Source organism: Lactobacillus helsingborgensis (assembly GCF_003173695.1).
Classification (GTDB): Bacteria; Bacillota; Bacilli; order Lactobacillales; family Lactobacillaceae; genus Lactobacillus; species Lactobacillus helsingborgensis.
In genome coordinates, this window is record NZ_CP029544.1 from 741096 (window position 1) to 759666 (window position 18571).

The window sequence follows — 18571 nt, forward strand, 5'->3', positions numbered from 1 at the left end:
AGGGATTAATAGAACATGGATAAAATTATGGCGCAGCTTGAAGGTCTTGTTGCTCATTATGATGAACTGCAAGAGATGATGGCCGATCCAGAGGTTATCAATGATACCAAGAGGTATATGGAGGTATCAAAAGAAGAAGCTGATCTGAGAGACGTGGTCCAAAAATACCGCAAGTTTAAGGCTGATAAAAAAGAAATTGTGGATAATAAAGATATTATTGCAAGCGAAAGCGATTCCGATTTGGTAAAAATGGCCAAAGAAGAAAATAATGATTTGGAAGATGAAATCGCCCAACTTGAAGATGAAATTAAGATCTTAATGCTGCCTAAAGACCCTAATGATGATAAAGACATTATTATGGAAATTAGAGGAGCAGCAGGTGGGGATGAAGCTTCCTTATTTGCCGGTGATTTGCTCAGAATGTATGAAAAATACGCGGAAAGACAAAACTGGCAGGTTTCTGTAGTTGATAGCGAACCGACAGAAGTTGGTGGCTATAAGCGGATCGCAATCATGATAACGGGCGATAAGGTTTATTCTAAGCTTAAATATGAAAACGGCGCTCACCGTGTGCAAAGAGTTCCTGTGACCGAATCACAAGGTCGTGTACATACTTCAACAGCAACTGTAGCGGTTATGCCTGAATACGAACAGGTAGACCTTGATTTAGATCCAAAAGATATTCGGGTTGACGTCTACCGCTCAAGTGGTGCCGGTGGGCAGCACATTAACAAAACTTCCAGTGCGGTTCGCATGACGCATCTGCCAACTGGTATCGTTGTCGCAATGCAAGACCAACGTAGTCAACAACAAAACCGTGAAAAAGCAATGCAAATTTTGAAATCACGTGTTTATGATTATTATGAAAGTCAAAACCGGGATCAATATGATGCTAAACGTAAAAATGCTGTCGGAACTGGTGACCGTTCAGAACGGATTAGAACTTATAACTATCCGCAAAACCGCGTTACCGATCACCGTATCGGTTTGACTCTGAATAAGCTTGACCGCATAATGAACGGCGAGCTTGACGAAATTATTGATGCTTTAATTTTATATAATCAAACTAAGCAATTGGAGGAGCTGGCCGAACAAAATGTCTAAAATTGACACTTTAAAAAGTCTGCGAATATGGGCAGCTGAAACTGCACCAGAAGCAAGACCTGAGGACATTGACTTTTTACTGGCTGAAAGGCTGGAGTTAAATCCGAGCGAGTTCCAATTGAAACAAGATCTGCAGCTTACTCCAGATCAGGTTAAGCAAGCGCAACAAGACGTCAAAAAGCTGGCTAAAGGAATTTCACCCCAATATATTTTGGGCTACTCGTGGTTTTTAGGCTATAAAATTTTGGTTCAGCGGGGAGTTTTAATTCCGCGCTTTGAAACTGAAGAATTAGTAGAATGGGCCTTAGCAGATTTAACTACTGGTGATAAGGTGCTTGATTTGGGTACTGGCTCAGGCTGCATTACTGTAGCTCTAGCTAAAGAAGCAGCCAAAAAGAATATTACAAAGCTTGATTTATATGCTTCTGACGTTACTGATGCTGCTTTAAGAACAAGTGAGGAAAATTTCTTAATTCATAATGTTGATGTGACAGTACGCAAAGCAAATATTTTAATTGGTCTGGAAAAATTCGATAAAATCATTTCCAATCCTCCTTATATTAAGGAATCGGAAAAAGATATTATGGATCAAAATGTTTTGCAAAACGAACCGCAAGAGGCACTTTTTGGCGGTCAGAATGGGATCGAATTTTACCAGAAATTTGTCAAACAGGTGCGCGATCACCTCAATATTGGCGGAGAATTTTTCTTGGAATTTGGTTTCAGTGAAAAAGACCAGCTGGCAGAACTATTTGCTCAAGAATTATCTGATTTTACTATTGAGTTTAAAAACGATTTGTCTGATAAACCGCGGATGGTAAAAGGGAAGTGGAATAAATAATGGAAACTAAAATTTTTTCACAGAATCAAATTGATGATGCAGTAAAATTACTCGCTCAAGGAGATTTAGTCGCCTTTCCCACTGAAACAGTTTATGGCTTGGGTGCAATTGCTACTAACGAGCAAGCTGTTAAGAATGTTTATGCAGCAAAAGGTCGTCCCAGTGATAATCCGTTAATCGTCACTGTTTCTGATGCCAATATGATGGCTCAGTATACTAAAGAAGTTCCCGAACGTGCGCAAAAATTAATCAAAAAATTTTGGCCTGGCCCATTGACTTTATTACTTTACGTTAAGCCTCATAGCTTGCCTAAAGCTGTGACCGGTGGACTTGATACGGTAGCTTTTCGGTGTCCTAAGGATAAATTAACGCATGAACTAATCAGTAAATTAGGCTACCCAATAGTCGGTCCTTCAGCAAACACTTCGACTAAACCAAGTCCAACTACTGCCGAACACGTATATCACGACTTGAAAGGTAAAATTGCTGGTATTATTGACGGCGGGCCAACAGAGGTAGGATTAGAATCAACCATTATTGACTTGTCAGTAGCAACTCCTATTGTTTTACGTCCCGGTGCTATTACGCCTGAAGAATTAAGTGCAGCTTTAGGAGAAAAAGTTTTGATTAATACGGGCAAAGTTGCCGATAAAGATGTACCTAAGGCTCCCGGTATGAAGTACCGTCACTATGCTCCTAGTGCCCCGGTTGTCGTTGTTGATGATCCCAAGGATTTTGCTCATCTTAATTTGACTAATGAAACAGGGGTAATGGCATTAAGTAAAATTCTCAATGAGATTGAGTTGCCAGCTGCTAATAAATTTAATTTGGGTGAAAATTTGGCAGATGCTGATCATAATCTTTTTGGAGGATTACGTTACTTTGATGATAAACCTAATATTAAACAAATATTTGTGCAGGGTTTTTCTGGCAGTGAAGATACTTTAGCTTACATGAATAGGCTGAATAAAGCCGCTGCTGGTCATCACTATATGCCAAAATAAAAATTTGATAGCAAAGGACTTTAAACCCTTTGCTTTTTTTATTAAAATACTCGTAAACGTAATTATGTTTATAGGAGGAAAAAGATGGGCAAATTTACGGTTTTGAATCATCCGTTAATTCAACACAAGTTAACAATTATTAGGCGTAAGGAAACAAGTTCCAACGAGTTTAGACGCATTGTTGGTGAAATCGGTGGGCTAATGACTTACGAGATTACCAGAGATTTGCCACTAAAAGATGTTGAAATTGAAACACCAATTGGTAAGACTACTCAAAAAGAGATTGCCGGTAAAAAGCTGACTATTGTGCCAATTCTGCGTGCAGGTATTGGTATGCTTAACGGTGTAATGGAAATGATTCCATCAGCTAAAGTAGGAGTAATTGGCATGTATCGGGATGAGGAAACTCTTAAGCCGCACGAATATTTCTGCAAGATGCCTAAGGATGTTGCAGAACGTGAATGCTTGGTGGTTGACCCAATGCTTGCAACCGGTGGCTCTGCAAATATGGCAATTGGTGCTTTGAAAAAGCGTGGAGTAAAAGATATCAAGCTTGCAGTTTTGGTTGCTGCACCTGAGGGAGTTAAGGCTATACAAAAAGAAAATCCTGACGTTGATATTTATACAGCAGCAGAAGATGACAAATTATTACCAAATGGCTACATTACTCCCGGTTTAGGTGATGCAGGCGACCGGTTATTTGGCACTAAATAAATTTTTTTGCGTAAAATAATCGTATAATTCGCTTTCATTTTTCACAAAATTATTGAATGGTGTTAATATTGTATGAGTGTTCGATAATTTGGGCACGAGAAGGGAGGTCACGAAGTCTTGGAGAGATCATTTGTGTTTAAATTCCTGGGTCTTAAATTTGATTTAACAGGAATTATAGGCTCAACATTGATGGCAGCTGTGGTTTTGTTCGTTTGCATTTGGCTTTCGCGCAAAGTTGAAATGAAGCCAAATAAAAAGCAAAATGTGTTAGAATATCTGATTGATTTTACTGATGGTATTGTTAAAGACAATGTCAGTGATCCTGATGCTAGAAGGCACCTTTCACTTTATGCTTTTGTTCTGTTTATCTATATTTGGTTTATGAACCAACTGGGACTTTTCTTGGAAGTTAAAGTAGGCGACACTATGATTGTTAAATCACCTACGGCAGACCCAGTGACAACAATGTCATTTGCAATGATGACCTTGCTTCTTTCATTCACTTTCGGAATGCAAAAATTCGGTACTGGTGGCTATTGGCGCAATTATGCCGAACCTGTTAGTTTCCTGTTTCCAATCAATATAATTGAGGAGATCACTAACTTCTTGACATTGTCTTTGCGTTTATATGGTAATATTTACGCTGGTGAAGTGTTATTAACTTTAATAGGAAATAGCTTTGCTCCCAGCTTTGGTGTTACCACTTTGGTTTTAGCAGCACCGTTAGCTATGATCTGGCAAGGATTCTCTGTCTTCATTGGCTCTATCCAGGCATATGTTTTCGTAACTTTATCCATGGTCTATGTCGGAAAAAAGGTTACAAAAGAATAATTTTTTGGAGGTTTAAACATGTCACAAGCTTTTAAATATATCTCAGCAGCTATCGTAGCTGGTATTGCTGCTTTAGCAGCTTCTTGGGGTAACGGTAAAGTTATTACTAAGACAGTTGAGAGCATGGCTCGTCAACCAGAAAGCGCCGGTAACTTAAGATCAACAATGTTCATTGGTGTTGGTCTGATTGAAGCCGTTCCTATTTTGGCGATTGTTGTTGCTTTCCTGATTCTCTTCGTTTAATTTTATTTAAAATAATTTAGGTAAAAGAGAGAAGGGCAGTAAATGACATTTCATAACTTATTTGCAGCCTCAGCAGGTCATATTTATCTAGGTAATACTTTGTGGTACCTGATTGTTTTTGCAATTTTGCTTCTTTTGGTTAAACATTATGCTTGGGGACCAGTTTCCGACATGATGGAAAAAAGACGCCAAAAGGTAATTAATGATCTTGATTCAGCTGCAGACAATCGCAAAAAGGCCGAAGTTTTGGCTAATGAGCGTGAAGCTGCCTTGAAGAATTCAAGACAAGAAGCAACGCAAATACTTACTGACGCAAAAGCAAATGCGGAAAAAACAAGTACGCAGATTGTGGCAGAGGCTAATAATAATGCTGCTTCAATTCATGAAAAGGCAAAAGCCGATGCTGCACAAGCAAAAGCTGATGCGTTAGATGAAGCTCGTGCACAAGTTGCAGATATTTCTGTGACGATTGCGGAAAAAGTAATTGCGAAGAATTTATCTGCTGATGACCAAAAAGATTTAGTCGATCAATTCATTAAGGGGCTGAATAAATAATGGCCTTAAGTAAAGCAGAAATTGCTGCACGTTATGGTACTGCACTATTTGATTATGCACAGGATATGGATGCTTTAACAGCTGTTCATGCAGATTTGCAGGAACTGGCAGAAGCCATTTCAAACTATCCTCAGATCCTGAAAGTTTTTAGTGATCCAATTTTTAATAGCGCAGAAAAAGCTCACTCACTTTCTGTGATTGCACAAGGTCTGACTAAGGAAGTTCAAAATTTTTTGAATTTACTGTTAGATTATGACCATTTTTTGGAACTGCCTGCAATCATTGATTGTTTTAATAGTCTATACAATCAAAAAGAAAAAATTGCAATTGGCGTGGCTATTTCAGCCGTTGCGCTAGATGAGCAGCAATTACAAAAATTGGGTGCTGGCTACGCCCAAAAATATGGCCTTAAAAAAGTCATTCTTAAAAATGAGGTTGATCAAGGTCTGATCGGCGGCGTAGTTTTAAAAGTTGGTGATTGCGTAATTGATGGTTCAGTCAAAAATAAACTGAATAAGATTCGTGCGCAGTTAATTAATAAAAATTAAAAGAGGTGAAACCATTGAGCATAAAAGCAGAAGAGATTAGCTCTTTAATCAAGCAGCAGCTTGAACACTATGATGATAAACTCGACATCAATGAAGTCGGAGTTGTAACATACATAGGTGATGGTATCGCCCGGGCTCACGGATTGAACAATGTTTTGGCCAACGAACTATTGGAATTTGATAATGGTTCTTATGGTATAGCACAAAACCTTGAATCAAATGATGTTGGTATCATTATTCTAGGCAATTTTGATGATATTCGTGAAGGTGACCAAGTCAAAAGAACCGGTCAAATTATGCGTGTACCGGTTGGTGATGCACTAATTGGTCGCGTTGTTAACCCATTAGGACAGCCGGTTGATGGACTTGGCGAAATAAAAACGTCTAAGACTCGTCCAATCGAGGCTTCGGCACCGGGTGTTATGGAACGCCAGTCAGTTAATCAACCGCTGCAAACGGGTATCAAGGCTATCGATGCTTTGGTCCCAATCGGTCGCGGTCAACGTGAATTAATTATTGGTGACCGTAAAACTGGTAAGACTAGTTTGGCAATTGATACTATTTTGAACCAAAAGGGCCAAGGTGTAATCTGCATCTATGTCTTTATCGGTCAAAAGGAATCAACTGTCAGATCCCAAGTAGAAACTTTAAAACGCTTTGGCGCAATGGATTATACGATCGTTGTTGAAGCCGGACCAAGTGAACCAGCACCAATGCTTTATATAGCACCGTATGCTGGTACGGCAATGGGTGAAGAATTTATGTACAACGGTAAGGATGTTTTAGTGGTCTTTGATGACCTGTCCAAACAAGCCGTTGCTTACCGTGAACTTTCTTTGCTTCTCCGTCGTCCGCCTGGTCGTGAAGCTTATCCTGGTGATGTTTTCTATTTGCACTCACGTTTACTTGAACGTAGTGCCAAGCTGAGCGATAAATTGGGTGGCGGTTCTATGACTGCCTTACCATTTATTCAGACCGAAGCGGGAGATATCTCAGCTTATATTCCAACCAACGTGATTTCAATTACCGACGGACAAATTTTCTTGCAAAGCGACTTATTCTTTGCGGGAACTCGTCCAGCCATTGATGCGGGTAACTCAGTTTCCCGTGTTGGTGGTAGTGCTCAGATTAAAGCGATGAAGAAGGTAGCTGGTACCTTGCGTACTGACCTTGCCGCTTTCCATGAGTTAGAGAGCTTTGCCCAATTCGGTAGCGACTTGGATCAGGCAACACAAGCAAAATTGAACCGTGGACGCAGAGTTGTGGAAGTATTAAAGCAGCCACTCCACGCACCTATTCCAGTTGAAAAGCAAGTTGTTATACTTTACGCTTTAACTCATGGATATCTAGATTCAGTTCCTGTTGATGACATTGCCAAGTTTGAAAAAGAATTATATGACAATTTCGACAGCAACCATGCTGATCTGCTAAAACATATCCGTGAAACTGGTGAATTGCCGGATGAAAAAGAATTGCAAACAGCAATTGAGAAGTTTGCGGATAGTTTTTCACCAAGTAATAAATAGGAGGTAGCTTTATGCCTGCATCTTTACTTGCGTTGAAGAGAAAAATTGCTTCAGTTAAGCAAACTGGTAAAATCACTGAAGCCATGAGAATGGTTTCCGCGTCAAAGTTGAACCAAACGGAAAAGCGGGATAAAGGCTACACGATTTATAATAATCATGTGCGGCAAACTTTATCGCGTTTAATGAGTGCCGAGGTTGTAAACCACTTGCATAAAGCAAATGTAGCGATTGACAATGAGAGCATTAGCAAAATCGATTACGAAAATGTTTTTGGCTTAGGTATTGTTTCCGATATGGTTCAAGCACGGAAAAAGGTTAATTCCACAGGTTATTTGGTCATCACTGGTGACCGTGGTTTAGTTGGTTCCTATAATAGTGCTGTCATCAAAAACATGATGGGATTATTTGAAGACTCTCGCGCTGAACATAAAGATATCAAAGTTCTGGCTGTAGGGTCTGTTGGGGCTGACTTTTTCAAGAAAAATAATCTGAATGTTGTCTATGAAAATGACAATATTAGTGACGTGCCGACCTTTGATGAAGTTTTACCAATTGTTTCAACTGCGATCAAAATGTATTTGAATGGAGTATATGATGAGTTATATGTTTGTTATACTCACCATATTAACTCTTTGTCATCTGCATTTCGGGTTGAAAAAATGTTGCCAATTGTCGATATTGATATTGGTGTCAAAGAAGCTGAAGCACATAAAGATTTAGAATACGATATCGAGCCAAACGTTAATGCTGTCTTAACTACATTAATTCCTCAATATGCCCGTTCAACTATTTACGGCGCAATTCTGGATGCCAAGACTGCTGAACACGCCAGTTCAATGACTGCGATGCAGAGTGCTACGGATAATGTTGACGATTTGGTTTCGAGTTTAACTACTAAATTAAACCGTGCAAGACAAGCAGAAATCACTACTGAAATTACTGAAATTGTCAGTGGTGCTAATGCTTTGAAATAATTAAGAAAAGGAGGTAGATGTTTTGAGTGAAGGTGAAGTTGTTCAAGTAATCGGCCCTGTTGTCGATGTTAAATTTCCGCTTGACAAAAATCTGCCTGATATCGACAATGCTTTGCGTGTTATCAAATCGGATGATGAATCTATTGTCCTTGAAGTTACGCTGGAGCTTGGCGACGGCGTTTTAAGAACAATAGCCATGGAATCTACCAATGGTCTTAAGCGCGGCATGAAGGTTGAAGATACCGGTGGTCCAATTTCTGTACCTGTTGGTAATGATACTTTGGGGCGCGTCTTTAATGTTTTAGGTGAACCAATTGATAACGGTCCTAAATTTGAAAAAGATCATGCGCGTGAAAGTATTCATAAAAATGCCCCGAAGTACGATGAACTGACTACTAGTCAGGAAATTTTGGAAACAGGTATTAAGGTTATTGACCTGCTTGAACCGTATGTTCGTGGTGGTAAAGTTGGATTATTCGGTGGTGCCGGTGTTGGTAAAACTACGATTATTCAAGAATTAATTCATAATATTGCCCAAGAACATGGTGGTATTTCAGTCTTTACCGGTGTTGGTGAAAGAACACGTGAAGGTAATGATCTTTACTTTGAAATGAAAGCATCTGGTGTTTTAAGTAAAACCGCCATGGTTTTCGGTCAAATGAATGAACCGCCTGGTGCCAGAATGCGTGTAGCTTTAACTGGCTTAACATTAGCTGAATACTTCAGAGATGTTGAAGGTCAAGACGTTTTACTCTTTATTGACAACATTTTCCGGTTTACTCAAGCTGGTTCCGAGGTGTCAGCCTTACTGGGACGTATGCCTAGTGCCGTTGGTTATCAGCCAACTTTAGCCACTGAAATGGGTCAATTACAAGAGCGTATCACTTCTACCAAGAAGGGCTCCATTACTTCAATTCAGGCGGTTTATGTGCCAGCCGATGACTATACTGACCCAGCTCCAGCTACTACTTTTGCTCACTTGGATGCTACGACCAACTTGGAACGTAGCCTAGTTGAACAAGGTATTTATCCAGCTGTTGACCCATTACAATCCACTTCTAGTGCCTTGGACCCTGAAATTGTTGGTCAAGAACACTATGAAGTTGCTACTCGGGTACAACATATTTTGCAACGTTACCATGAATTGCAAGATATCATTTCCGTTTTGGGAATGGATGAGTTGTCTGATGAGGAAAAGGTTATTGTTAGCCGTGCTCGTAAAATTCAATTCTTCTTATCACAAAACTTCTTTGTGGCGGAACAGTTTACTGGGGTTCCCGGTTCTTATGTTCCCATCAAAGAAACCATCAAAGGTTTTAAGATGATTTTGGAGGGACACTTAGATGATCTTCCAGAAGATGCTTTCCGTAGTGTCGGCCCAATTGAAGATGTCTTGAAGAAGGCTAAGCAAATGGGTGTAACTCCTAGCGATCCAGAAGCTAAAGCATTATTAGAAAAGTAAGGTGATGTCAAATGGCAGATCCAGAAAAACTTTTTATGGTAAATATTGTAACTCCTGATGGTCTGATTTTTTCCCATCATTCCAGCATTGTCGAAATGCGAGCAATAGATGGTCAACGCTCGGTCATGTATAATCACTTGCCGATTTTGACTCCACTTGCAATTGGTGAGATTAAAGTTAAGAGAAGCCGTGAAATGAACAATGTGGTTAACCACATTGCAGTCAGTGGCGGTTACTTTGAATTTTCCAATAATGTAGCTACAATTATTGCTGATAGCGCAGAACGTGCCGGTAATATTGATGTGTCTCGAGCCAAGGCTGCTAGGGAACGTGCTCAAAATGCCTTGAAGAAGGCTCAAGCAGAGCATGACCAGAAGTCTCTTGAAAGGGCACAAGTTGCATTAAGAAGGGCAGTAAACAGAATAAGTGTTTACAACTCAGACAAATAGAATTAAAGTTTTAAGCGGATGCACTACTTTGTGTGTCCGCTTTTATTGTGACTTAAGAAAAGTGAGAAAAAATATGTTTCAACTTGGCGTTCATGCCTTAATTAGTATAATAATTTATTTAATTACGATTGGCTTGTCGTTTCAAATCATGAAAAGCGTACGTATTGAAAACATAATTCGTAAGAATAAAGTATTTGAAGCCCAGCTGTTTCTAATTTTTGCGGCTATTGCCTTAGGCTTTCTGGTAGGTAATTTCTTCATTACCTTAATTGACACTTCTATGCAACTGAGCAATTTCTTTTAAGACTTGGTAAAGCGGGTAAAGTCGCCCACAAACTTAAAATCTTTATGGTAAAATATACATTGAATATGATGGAGGATTATCGTGGCACGAGATATAGGAATAGATTTAGGAACAGCTAATGTGCTTATTAACGTTTCCGGTAAGGGAATTGTTTTAAATGAGCCTTCAGTTGTTGCTGTTAATACAAGTACAAATAAAGTGGTAGCCGTAGGAACAGAAGCTTATAAGATGGTAGGGCGGACTCCTGGTAACATCAGAGTAATTCGTCCTTTAAAAAATGGCGTGATAGCAGATTTTGATATCACTGAGGCAATGCTGTCCTACTTTATTGAAAAATTAAACGTTAAAGGCTTTATGTCCAAGCCAAATATTTTAATTTGTGCTCCTACAGGAGTAACATCAATTGAACAGAAAGCAATTATTCAGGCTGCTGAAAAGTCTGGTGGAGGCAAAGTCTACCTTGATTTTGAGCCTAAAGTTGCTGCTGTTGGTGCGGGCCTTGATATTTTCAAACCTCAAGGTAACATCGTAATCGATATTGGTGGTGGTACTACCGATATTGCTGTTTTATCAATGGGTGAGATAGTTACGAGTCAATCACTGCGCTATGCCGGTGATCATATGAACCAGGCAGTTGTTTCTTACATTAAGAACAAACATAATTTACTGATAGGTTCTCGCACAGCTGAACAAATTAAAATTGAAATTGGTAGTGCTTTTGAACCAGATAAAAACGAAACTATTACAGTACGTGGTCGTGATGTAGTTGATGGTTTGCCTAAACAAGCAACGGTGTCTGCTCCTGAAATTCAAGAGGCACTACACGATGGCTTAATGACTATTATTGCAGCTACCAAAGAAGTTTTAGAAAAAACTCCGCCTGAGCTCTCCGCTGATATCATCGACAGAGGAATTATGCTGACTGGTGGTGGAGCATTGCTTAAGAATATTGATAAGCTAATTTCTTATTACCTCAAGGTGCCTGTGTTAACGGCTGATCATCCACTTGAAGCTGTAGCGCTGGGAACTGGAATTTTGCTCAAGAATATCGAAAAACATCAGCGCCACTAGTTTTTGGAGGCCCGGTTTGCGAAAAATTTTAATTTATTTAGTTAAAATCTACCAGAAATTTATTTCTCCGGCTTTGCCAAAATCGTGCCGTTATTATCCGACTTGCTCAACTTATATGGTTGACGCTTTAACTAAGTTTGGTCCTATTTTAGGACTAATTATGGGTATTGCTCGGATTTTACGGTGCAATCCTTTTGTGCGCGGCGGTGTTGATCCGGTACCAGATAAATTTACTATATTTCGTAATCCTCATCCAGAAAGATATGAAGATGAAATTATTGCAAAGAAATTTCATCCAAATATGAAGTAGGAGAATTTATGTCAAAAAAACCTGAAAATATTAATGTTGAAATTAACGAAGTCAAAGGCAAGGAAAACCCAACATGGGAAGTAGTTATTCCCCAGAAAAAATCTATTGGTGTAATTGAAAAGTTAAGCGGACGATACCGTGCGACGACTGGGAAAACCAATAGTATCTTGTATGCTAAAAGTTTAGAAAGCATTATTAATGACTTGCTCTCATACTTTGCTTTGCATGAAAAATAATAGGTTGTGATAGTTAATGGTCAAAGTACAAAATAAAACCAATCTTTTTGATCGCATCGCATGGAATATTGTGGTCCCCGTGCTGCTTTTAGCGGCAGTGGGCCTGTATTCCATTTATTTTGCGGCAATTGATGATCCCAGTCACATGGGCAGCCCAGTAAGAGCTGTGGCAATGCAGGCTCTCTGGTATATTATTTCATTTGCCATAGTGATTTTTGTTATTCAATTTGATGCTGAACAGCTATACCGGATTGCACCTTATGTATACGGATTAGGAATAGTACTTTTGATTGCGGTTTTGTTCTTTTACAATCGCAGTATAGCTGCAGATGCCGGCGCCAAAAGCTGGTTTAAGCTAGGACCAATTTCTTTTCAGCCGTCAGAGGTCATGAAACCGGCGTTTATCTTGATGCTTGCGCGGGTTGTCCGTGAACATAATGACAAGTTTACTCATACCATTAAAAACGATTGGATTTTAATTGGGAAAATGCTTGCTTGGTTGCTACCAATTGCCGTACTTTTAAAATTGCAAAATGATTTCGGCACGATGCTTGTCTTTTTCGCTATAGTTGGTGGGGTAATTATTGTTTCAGGAATATCTTGGAAGATAATAACACCAATGTTTATAGTAGTTGCAATTATGGGTGCAATAGTGATTTTTATGGTCACTACACCAGGCGGTCAAGTTATTCTAAGTCATTCTTTTCAACCGTACCAATTTGCTCGTATCATGTCATGGCTGAATCCATCTACGGACACGTCTAAAGCAGCATATCAATTGTGGCAGAGTATGCAAGCGATTGGATCAGGACAGATTTTTGGTAATGGCTTTGGAAATCTAAGTGTTTACGTACCAGTTCGTGGCTCAGATATGGTTTATTCAGTAATTGGTGAATCATTTGGTTTTGTTGGTAGTGTAGCAGTTATTTTGCTTTATCTATACTTGATAGTCCAAATGGTCCGGATAACATTTGATACTAAGAACGCATTTTATTCTTATGTGTCGACCGGCGTAATTATGATGATCCTTTTCCATGTTTTTGAAAATATCGGTATGAGTATTGACCTTTTGCCATTGACCGGTATTCCATTACCATTTATTTCCCAGGGTGGATCAGCCTTAATTGGTAATATGATTGGTATTGGGATGATTTTGTCCATGAAGTTTCATAATAAAGACTACATGTTCAGCCGGGCAGGAGACTTTTAAAAATTTTAATAACACACAAAAAGAGCATTTCAGAGATGAAATGCTCTTTTTTACTTAGTTAGATTTTTATTTGAACGGCAAACCAAAACGTCACAATCTGCTGTTCTGGTTACATACTCAGTTACACTGCCGATCAATATTCGTTCAACGGCATTAAGTCCCGTTGCTCCTAACACAATTAAATCAATTTGGTGCTTTTGCGGAAACTGATGGGCAATAATTGCTTTGGGAGAGCCAAATTCAATTGAGTAATGAACTTCCTTAACCCCAGCTTCTGTAGCTTTATTGTAGTAGTTCTGCAGTTTTTCTTTAGCATCATTAGACACTTGTTCTACCATCTCGGAATCAAAACTAGACACGTTTTGAAAAGATCTAGTATCAATGACATGTAAAATTTCCAAAGCAGCTTCGTTTCGCTTAGCAGCAGCGATAGCTTTTTTGAAAGCTAAATCGGCTTCTTTTGAGCCATCAACTGCAACTTGAATACGGTGATATTGTTTCATCATTAAAAACACCTCTCTTACCACTATTTTACCAAATTTTAGTCCAATTAATCATCCTTTTGATTAAGTAAAAGGCTAAAAATTAAAATAGTAATTGTACTAAGTGCCAAGGTAATGAGGTTAAGATATTCGTTAGACTGGAAAGCCAGAAATATTCCTATCAGACTTTCGATAACCAGTAGGATAGCAGTTCCAGTCATAATTGAACTGAAATTAGCAATATTCTTGCTGTTATATATTAGAAAGTGAGTCTTGCGATTATGCCAGAGATAATAGGCAGTTAAAAGCAACACAGCTAAATAAATTATGATAGCAACTTTGATAATCATAAAAACTCCAATAAAAAAAACGGTCAACAGACCGTTTCCTAAAATTCTCAAGAAATCCGAGTCGTCGAAACATAGCAAAACAATGCTTGTTGAACCCGCAGTGTTCAAAAAATGAGAAGTAGCGCAACGAATATGGATCCTATCGCAAAAGATAGTATTCCGATTCGAAAGTTATTTACTATCTCGCATGTCTTATGTTTGACCGGTCAACCTTATACAATTAAGCTAGTCGATCAACTCAGATCAATTATTATACTACTAAGCATGACTTCATTTGTCAAGATAGAGCTTTCAAATATCCAAACTCCTTATGATAAAAAATAATTTTTTCTCATACAATTATGGTACTAATTTATTATTTTATAGTTTGTATTTATTTTTTAATAGCAAAATAGATTTTAAAAAAATCGGTATGAAGCGCGTTTTTTATTATTAGTTTTCTTAAAGATAAAAATAAAACAAGTTATTAAATTTTTATGAATATGTTTGAGTATGAAAGTATAGATTTATTTTAAATTTTTTGGTTTGTTATGAAATCTACTTAATTTTTATTCTTTCGAAACCCCTACTAATATCACTAAAAAGTTTTAAAAATAAAGCATAATTTAATGTTTTTAGTAATTATAATACAAATAGTTTTAAAAATTATTATATTATATTTATCAGAAAATTATTCCAGATAAATATTTAAAAGTCAATTTTAATGCTCTTTATTATGTTATTTTTAGCAGAAAAATTAAGAGCTTAATAAAATATTTAGCAAATATATCTTTTTTTCTTTTTTAAAATTTATCAACTTAAATTGTGTAGTTATTTATAAATACAACATTAGTTATAGATATTATATTGACATTAATATTTGACTATTCTAGAATAGTATTCGAACATACTAAACATACATACTTTTTTAGGAAGGATAAATATGCTAGGAAAAAATAATTATAATGAGAGACTAAGGAAGATGGAGATGCAGGACAAGCAGGACCACTTCTCAATTCGTAAATTGAGTATTGGTGCTGCTTCTGTTTTGCTGGGTTTTACTTTCTTTGGTTTGAATAGCCAAAGCGTAAAAGCTGATACTATAGATCCATCACAAAATGTCACAGAGGAGTCGAACAGGGATAACTCTAATACTGAAACTAAGGAAACAGGTACTAAGGATAAAACCAAGGCAGACGCTGCTGCGTCTAAAAAGAAGAATGAAACGGACTTGTCAACTTTTTCAGGTTTGAGTTCATTCTTAAAAAGCTCAAAGACTGATGAAGTAAAAGATACCAGTTCTAAGGACAAGACTGATACTACTGCTAAAGATAAAACTGATAAGGATAAGCAGGAAACTCCAGATTCAACTGGCAATAGTACAACTACTCCAGCAACAGGTTCAGATGAAGTTAATCAAGATACCACTACTGATAAAACTCCAACTGCCATAACTGATTCAGATGATCAAAATTCTGATAGCAGTAAATTGCCGGCTGATGTGACTGGTGGTACTAATTCAGATAAGGATACTACTGTTTCTGATGAAGATACCACAACTGCTGATAAAACAGGATTAGATGGAAAAGCAGTTCAGACAAAAGTTGATGATAATACACCTGAAATTATCGGTACTGTCGCCAAAGTTAGGACTTGGAATCAATTCGTCAATGCGTTAGAATTGAACACCCCATACATTCCAAAAGGCACTGTTATTGATGAAATTGATATTATGAATGATATTGAAGCGCCAGATGGTGCTTCACGAAACGGTTTGCAATTTGAAGGCAGGAAATTGACAATTAAATCCGATCCTAATAGCAATCACAGGTACAAACTTGATTTCATAGGAAATCACCCAAGGCTTGATGGAGCTAGTAAAGAAGAACTCGATTTACATTATGAAAACCTCGAACTGTGGAGTGCAGATTATTGGGGTGTAATTATGACCGATCGATACCATCCAGATGATCAACATTTTGCTACTGTGACATTTAAAGATTGTGATTTTCATGGTACGCAAATGGTTCACTGCCATTTTAATACTAAAATCATTTTTGAGGGGGTTAACACCGCTGAAACGGTTTATTTACCTTATGGTGGTCATAACACCTATAAGGACGAAGATCAGCAATTACTTGAATTTACCAGAGATAACAATACTATTGACTTTAGAGGCAAGTTCACTGGGACTACATTTGGTGGCAATGTGATTGAAATGTATGGCAATAATAATAAAGTTATTGTTGAGAAGGGTGCCAATGTTACTTTCAATCCTGCTGGCAATTATGATAAGACCCTTTACACTGACCGAAATGGTGCTGAACACACCGGTACAATTTTTGGAATTATGATGAGAGGTAATTCCGAAGATGTGGAAATTGAAGGTAATTTAAACATTAATGTTGGAAAAGATTTTTCGGGTAATTCAGCTTATACTGGAGATTATGATTGCAAACAAGCATCGGGTATATTTATTAAAGATGATGCAACGAATCAATTTAATATCCTAAGCGGTGGATATGTAGGAGTTACGACAAATGGTAACATTGCTACATATAGTGACTATTCAGGAAGAATCTTGATTTATGACGGTGGCTCGTTCACTATTAATCCTAATGGTAAACTAGATGTTACAGGAAATGACATGGGTGATTATGAAGGAACCCTTGTTTATATCAAAGGTAAAGCTGATGTTGAAAACGGAGCATTCAATATTAGATTGACTGACGATAAAACTGGAACTGGGGCAGGAAATGGAAAAATTACTTTGGTTGATGCAAAAGGTGATTTGATTGTTAATAACCCTACTTCATTAGTCTTGGATTGTCATTTAAATCACAAAGCGGGTACAAGTATCGTTGGTCAAAATAAGATTACTATTACTAACGTTCGTCAGGTTTTAACTCCTGATGAATCACATCCTGATGTGAAACTTACGTTACCTCCTTTCCATGTTTTGCAAGTTGTAAATACGGGTAATAATTCAGTTGAAATGAATGTTCCTTATCTAGAACTTCTGAATGGAACGAGAAAATTCACTAATAAAGAGAAAGCTTTATTAGACAAAAATAAACAGGTCCAAGCAATATTACAAAAATACGATAAAGTTGCAGGTATGCTAGATGCATGGGCTAAAGCTAATGAGGGAGCTGGCACATCGTATGATGATATTTTCAAACAAGTTATTAAATTTGCTTTCTCTGATCCAACTAATCCTGGATACAACAATATCGCTTTTAAACCAGCCAACCCAAGTGGTTTCTTGGATATAGATCCTAATACGGTTCATGTAACATATAATTCTGATGGTACCAGTACAATTAGTGGTCATGTACTAAATTACAAAGAAGAAAAGGATGGAGAAACTAGTGATGGCATATTTAATCTGCTTCTTCCTGGTGGTACTAAGGCTCACGTTCAGGCAATCATTACAGATCCAAAAGGAAATGAAACTGTTTGGAAACCGGAAACTTGGGATTCTAAAAAAGATGACCCATATGCAGATACAAATGATACTTTTAAAGACCCTAAGAATAAGTCTTTAAAGCCTTTGGAGCATGAATTTTCTGCAAAAGTTAAATCGGATGGTACTTTTGAACTAACCATTCCAAAGGATGAAACAGATCATCTAACGAAGGGTTATAAGATTGCATTATATCCTGACGCTAACTTCGTTCAATATAACCCGTTGGCTAAAGATCGTCCGATAATTAAAGATGTGTTAGTAGCTGCTCAAGATACTGCTGCACAAGAAATTCAAGATGAGTTAGATAAAATTACTGATGAATATCTTAACTTAACAGATGATCAAGAAAGAGATTTGAATGATGCTATAGCAGCTGCTAAGGCAGCAATCGATAATCCTGGACAAAAAGGAAAGTCTATTTATGCAGAAGATGTTAAGACTATCCCGATAGTTAACGAACGTAAAAATAATGCTTTAAAAGCACTTAATGAAGCTTATGAAACAGCAAAAGCTCTTTCAGATGCTGCTAATGCTATTAAGGATACTCAAACAATAGCAAAAACTAACATTAGTAAAGCTGCTCAAGATGCAATTATTCGTGTGAAACTCTCAGGCTTATCTGAAGATAAACAAAATGAATACATTAAAAATATTGATGATGCTGAAAATGCCGCTTTAGAAAATCCTGCAACTAGCGACAGTTCAATTTATTATCCTGGTAAAACGAAAGCCCAAATTGAAGACCTTCAACAAAAAGCTACTGACAAGATTAATAAGGCAGCTGCAAAAGCCGAAGTTGCTGGCTATACTGAAAAGGGTGAAAATACTTTAGGCATCCCTTCACCTGATTCTGATATTGATTCAGCTTTAATAAAGAACTTGATAATATTGATCATGCCACTGACATAG

20 protein-coding genes are annotated in these 18571 nt (G+C 37.7%); 18 read left to right on the forward strand and 2 right to left on the reverse strand.

What is annotated here, in order from left to right; translation table 11 throughout:
- The first annotated feature begins 15 nt into the window (after nt 1-15).
- The 17 genes from prfA (at nt 16) to DLD54_RS03775 (ending at nt 13382) form a co-directional block, all read left to right on the forward strand.
- Nucleotides 16-1104: a peptide chain release factor 1 gene (gene prfA, locus DLD54_RS03695; RefSeq protein ID WP_109918274.1), complete on the forward strand. Its 1089-nt coding sequence runs from the start codon at nt 16-18 to the stop codon at nt 1102-1104.
- Entirely contained in the window at nt 1097-1945 is an 849-nt protein-coding gene (prmC, locus tag DLD54_RS03700) for a peptide chain release factor N(5)-glutamine methyltransferase (RefSeq protein ID WP_109918275.1), read from the forward strand. Before prfA ends, prmC begins: the two co-directional genes overlap by 8 nt.
- Nucleotides 1945-2949, forward strand: coding sequence for an L-threonylcarbamoyladenylate synthase (locus tag DLD54_RS03705; RefSeq protein WP_109918276.1), 1005 nt, complete (start codon nt 1945-1947; stop codon nt 2947-2949). Before prmC ends, DLD54_RS03705 begins: the two co-directional genes overlap by 1 nt.
- Before the next feature lie 84 nt (nt 2950-3033).
- The gene (gene upp / locus DLD54_RS03710) at nt 3034-3663 is read left to right on the forward strand and encodes a uracil phosphoribosyltransferase (protein WP_109918277.1); all 630 of its coding nucleotides are present in this window, start codon (nt 3034-3036) and stop codon (nt 3661-3663) included.
- A gap of 117 nt (nt 3664-3780) precedes the next feature.
- On the forward strand, nt 3781-4494 hold the full coding sequence (atpB, locus tag DLD54_RS03715) for a F0F1 ATP synthase subunit A (RefSeq protein WP_109918278.1): 714 nt from the start codon (nt 3781-3783) through the stop codon (nt 4492-4494).
- 18 nt (nt 4495-4512) lie between these two features.
- On the forward strand, nt 4513-4737 hold the full coding sequence (atpE, locus tag DLD54_RS03720) for a F0F1 ATP synthase subunit C (RefSeq protein WP_034981200.1): 225 nt from the start codon (nt 4513-4515) through the stop codon (nt 4735-4737).
- A 42-nt stretch (nt 4738-4779) separates the two neighbouring features.
- On the forward strand, nt 4780-5292 hold the full coding sequence (atpF, locus tag DLD54_RS03725) for a F0F1 ATP synthase subunit B (RefSeq protein WP_038522228.1): 513 nt from the start codon (nt 4780-4782) through the stop codon (nt 5290-5292).
- Nucleotides 5292-5840, forward strand: coding sequence for an ATP synthase F1 subunit delta (gene atpH, locus DLD54_RS03730; RefSeq protein WP_109918279.1), 549 nt, complete (start codon nt 5292-5294; stop codon nt 5838-5840). The genes atpF and atpH overlap by 1 nt, the downstream gene beginning before the upstream one ends.
- A gap of 14 nt (nt 5841-5854) precedes the next feature.
- Nucleotides 5855-7366: a F0F1 ATP synthase subunit alpha gene (atpA, locus tag DLD54_RS03735; RefSeq protein ID WP_109918280.1), complete on the forward strand. Its 1512-nt coding sequence runs from the start codon at nt 5855-5857 to the stop codon at nt 7364-7366.
- Between the two features lie 11 nt (nt 7367-7377).
- Nucleotides 7378-8340 (forward strand): F0F1 ATP synthase subunit gamma, encoded by a 963-nt coding sequence (locus DLD54_RS03740; protein ID WP_109918281.1) that lies wholly within the window; start codon nt 7378-7380, stop codon nt 8338-8340.
- A gap of 22 nt (nt 8341-8362) precedes the next feature.
- Entirely contained in the window at nt 8363-9802 is a 1440-nt protein-coding gene (gene atpD / locus DLD54_RS03745) for a F0F1 ATP synthase subunit beta (RefSeq protein WP_038522239.1), read from the forward strand.
- Nucleotides 9803-9813: 11 nt separating this feature from the next.
- A complete protein-coding gene (locus tag DLD54_RS03750; RefSeq protein WP_038522241.1) occupies nt 9814-10251 on the forward strand; it encodes a F0F1 ATP synthase subunit epsilon in 438 nt (145 codons plus the stop codon).
- Nucleotides 10252-10324: 73 nt separating this feature from the next.
- Nucleotides 10325-10555, forward strand: a complete 231-nt coding sequence (locus DLD54_RS03755; RefSeq protein ID WP_046327016.1) for a DUF1146 family protein — start codon at nt 10325-10327, stop codon at nt 10553-10555.
- Between the two features lie 81 nt (nt 10556-10636).
- A complete protein-coding gene (mreB, locus tag DLD54_RS03760; RefSeq protein ID WP_038522248.1) occupies nt 10637-11626 on the forward strand; it encodes a rod shape-determining protein in 990 nt (329 codons plus the stop codon).
- 16 nt (nt 11627-11642) lie between these two features.
- Entirely contained in the window at nt 11643-11936 is a 294-nt protein-coding gene (yidD, locus tag DLD54_RS03765) for a membrane protein insertion efficiency factor YidD (protein ID WP_046327017.1), read from the forward strand.
- Nucleotides 11937-11944: 8 nt separating this feature from the next.
- A complete protein-coding gene (locus DLD54_RS03770) occupies nt 11945-12172 on the forward strand; it encodes a DUF2969 domain-containing protein (RefSeq protein ID WP_046327018.1) in 228 nt (75 codons plus the stop codon).
- Between the two features lie 16 nt (nt 12173-12188).
- Nucleotides 12189-13382 carry an FtsW/RodA/SpoVE family cell cycle protein gene (locus tag DLD54_RS03775; protein WP_109918282.1) on the forward strand — a complete coding sequence of 398 codons (1194 nt, stop codon included), beginning with the start codon at nt 12189-12191 and terminating at the stop codon, nt 13380-13382.
- A gap of 50 nt (nt 13383-13432) precedes the next feature.
- Here DLD54_RS03775 and DLD54_RS03780 read toward each other — a convergent pair whose 3' ends face one another.
- Together DLD54_RS03780 and DLD54_RS03785 are read right to left on the reverse strand one after the other, a co-directional pair.
- Nucleotides 13433-13888, reverse strand: coding sequence for a universal stress protein (locus tag DLD54_RS03780; protein WP_109918283.1), 456 nt, complete (start codon nt 13886-13888; stop codon nt 13433-13435).
- 44 nt (nt 13889-13932) lie between these two features.
- Entirely contained in the window at nt 13933-14214 is a 282-nt protein-coding gene (locus tag DLD54_RS03785) for a hypothetical protein (protein ID WP_109919001.1), read from the reverse strand.
- Nucleotides 14215-15181: 967 nt separating this feature from the next.
- Between DLD54_RS03785 and DLD54_RS03790 the strand changes: the two genes are divergently transcribed.
- A complete protein-coding gene (locus DLD54_RS03790; RefSeq protein ID WP_158593318.1) occupies nt 15182-18571 on the forward strand; it encodes a YSIRK-type signal peptide-containing protein in 3390 nt (1129 codons plus the stop codon).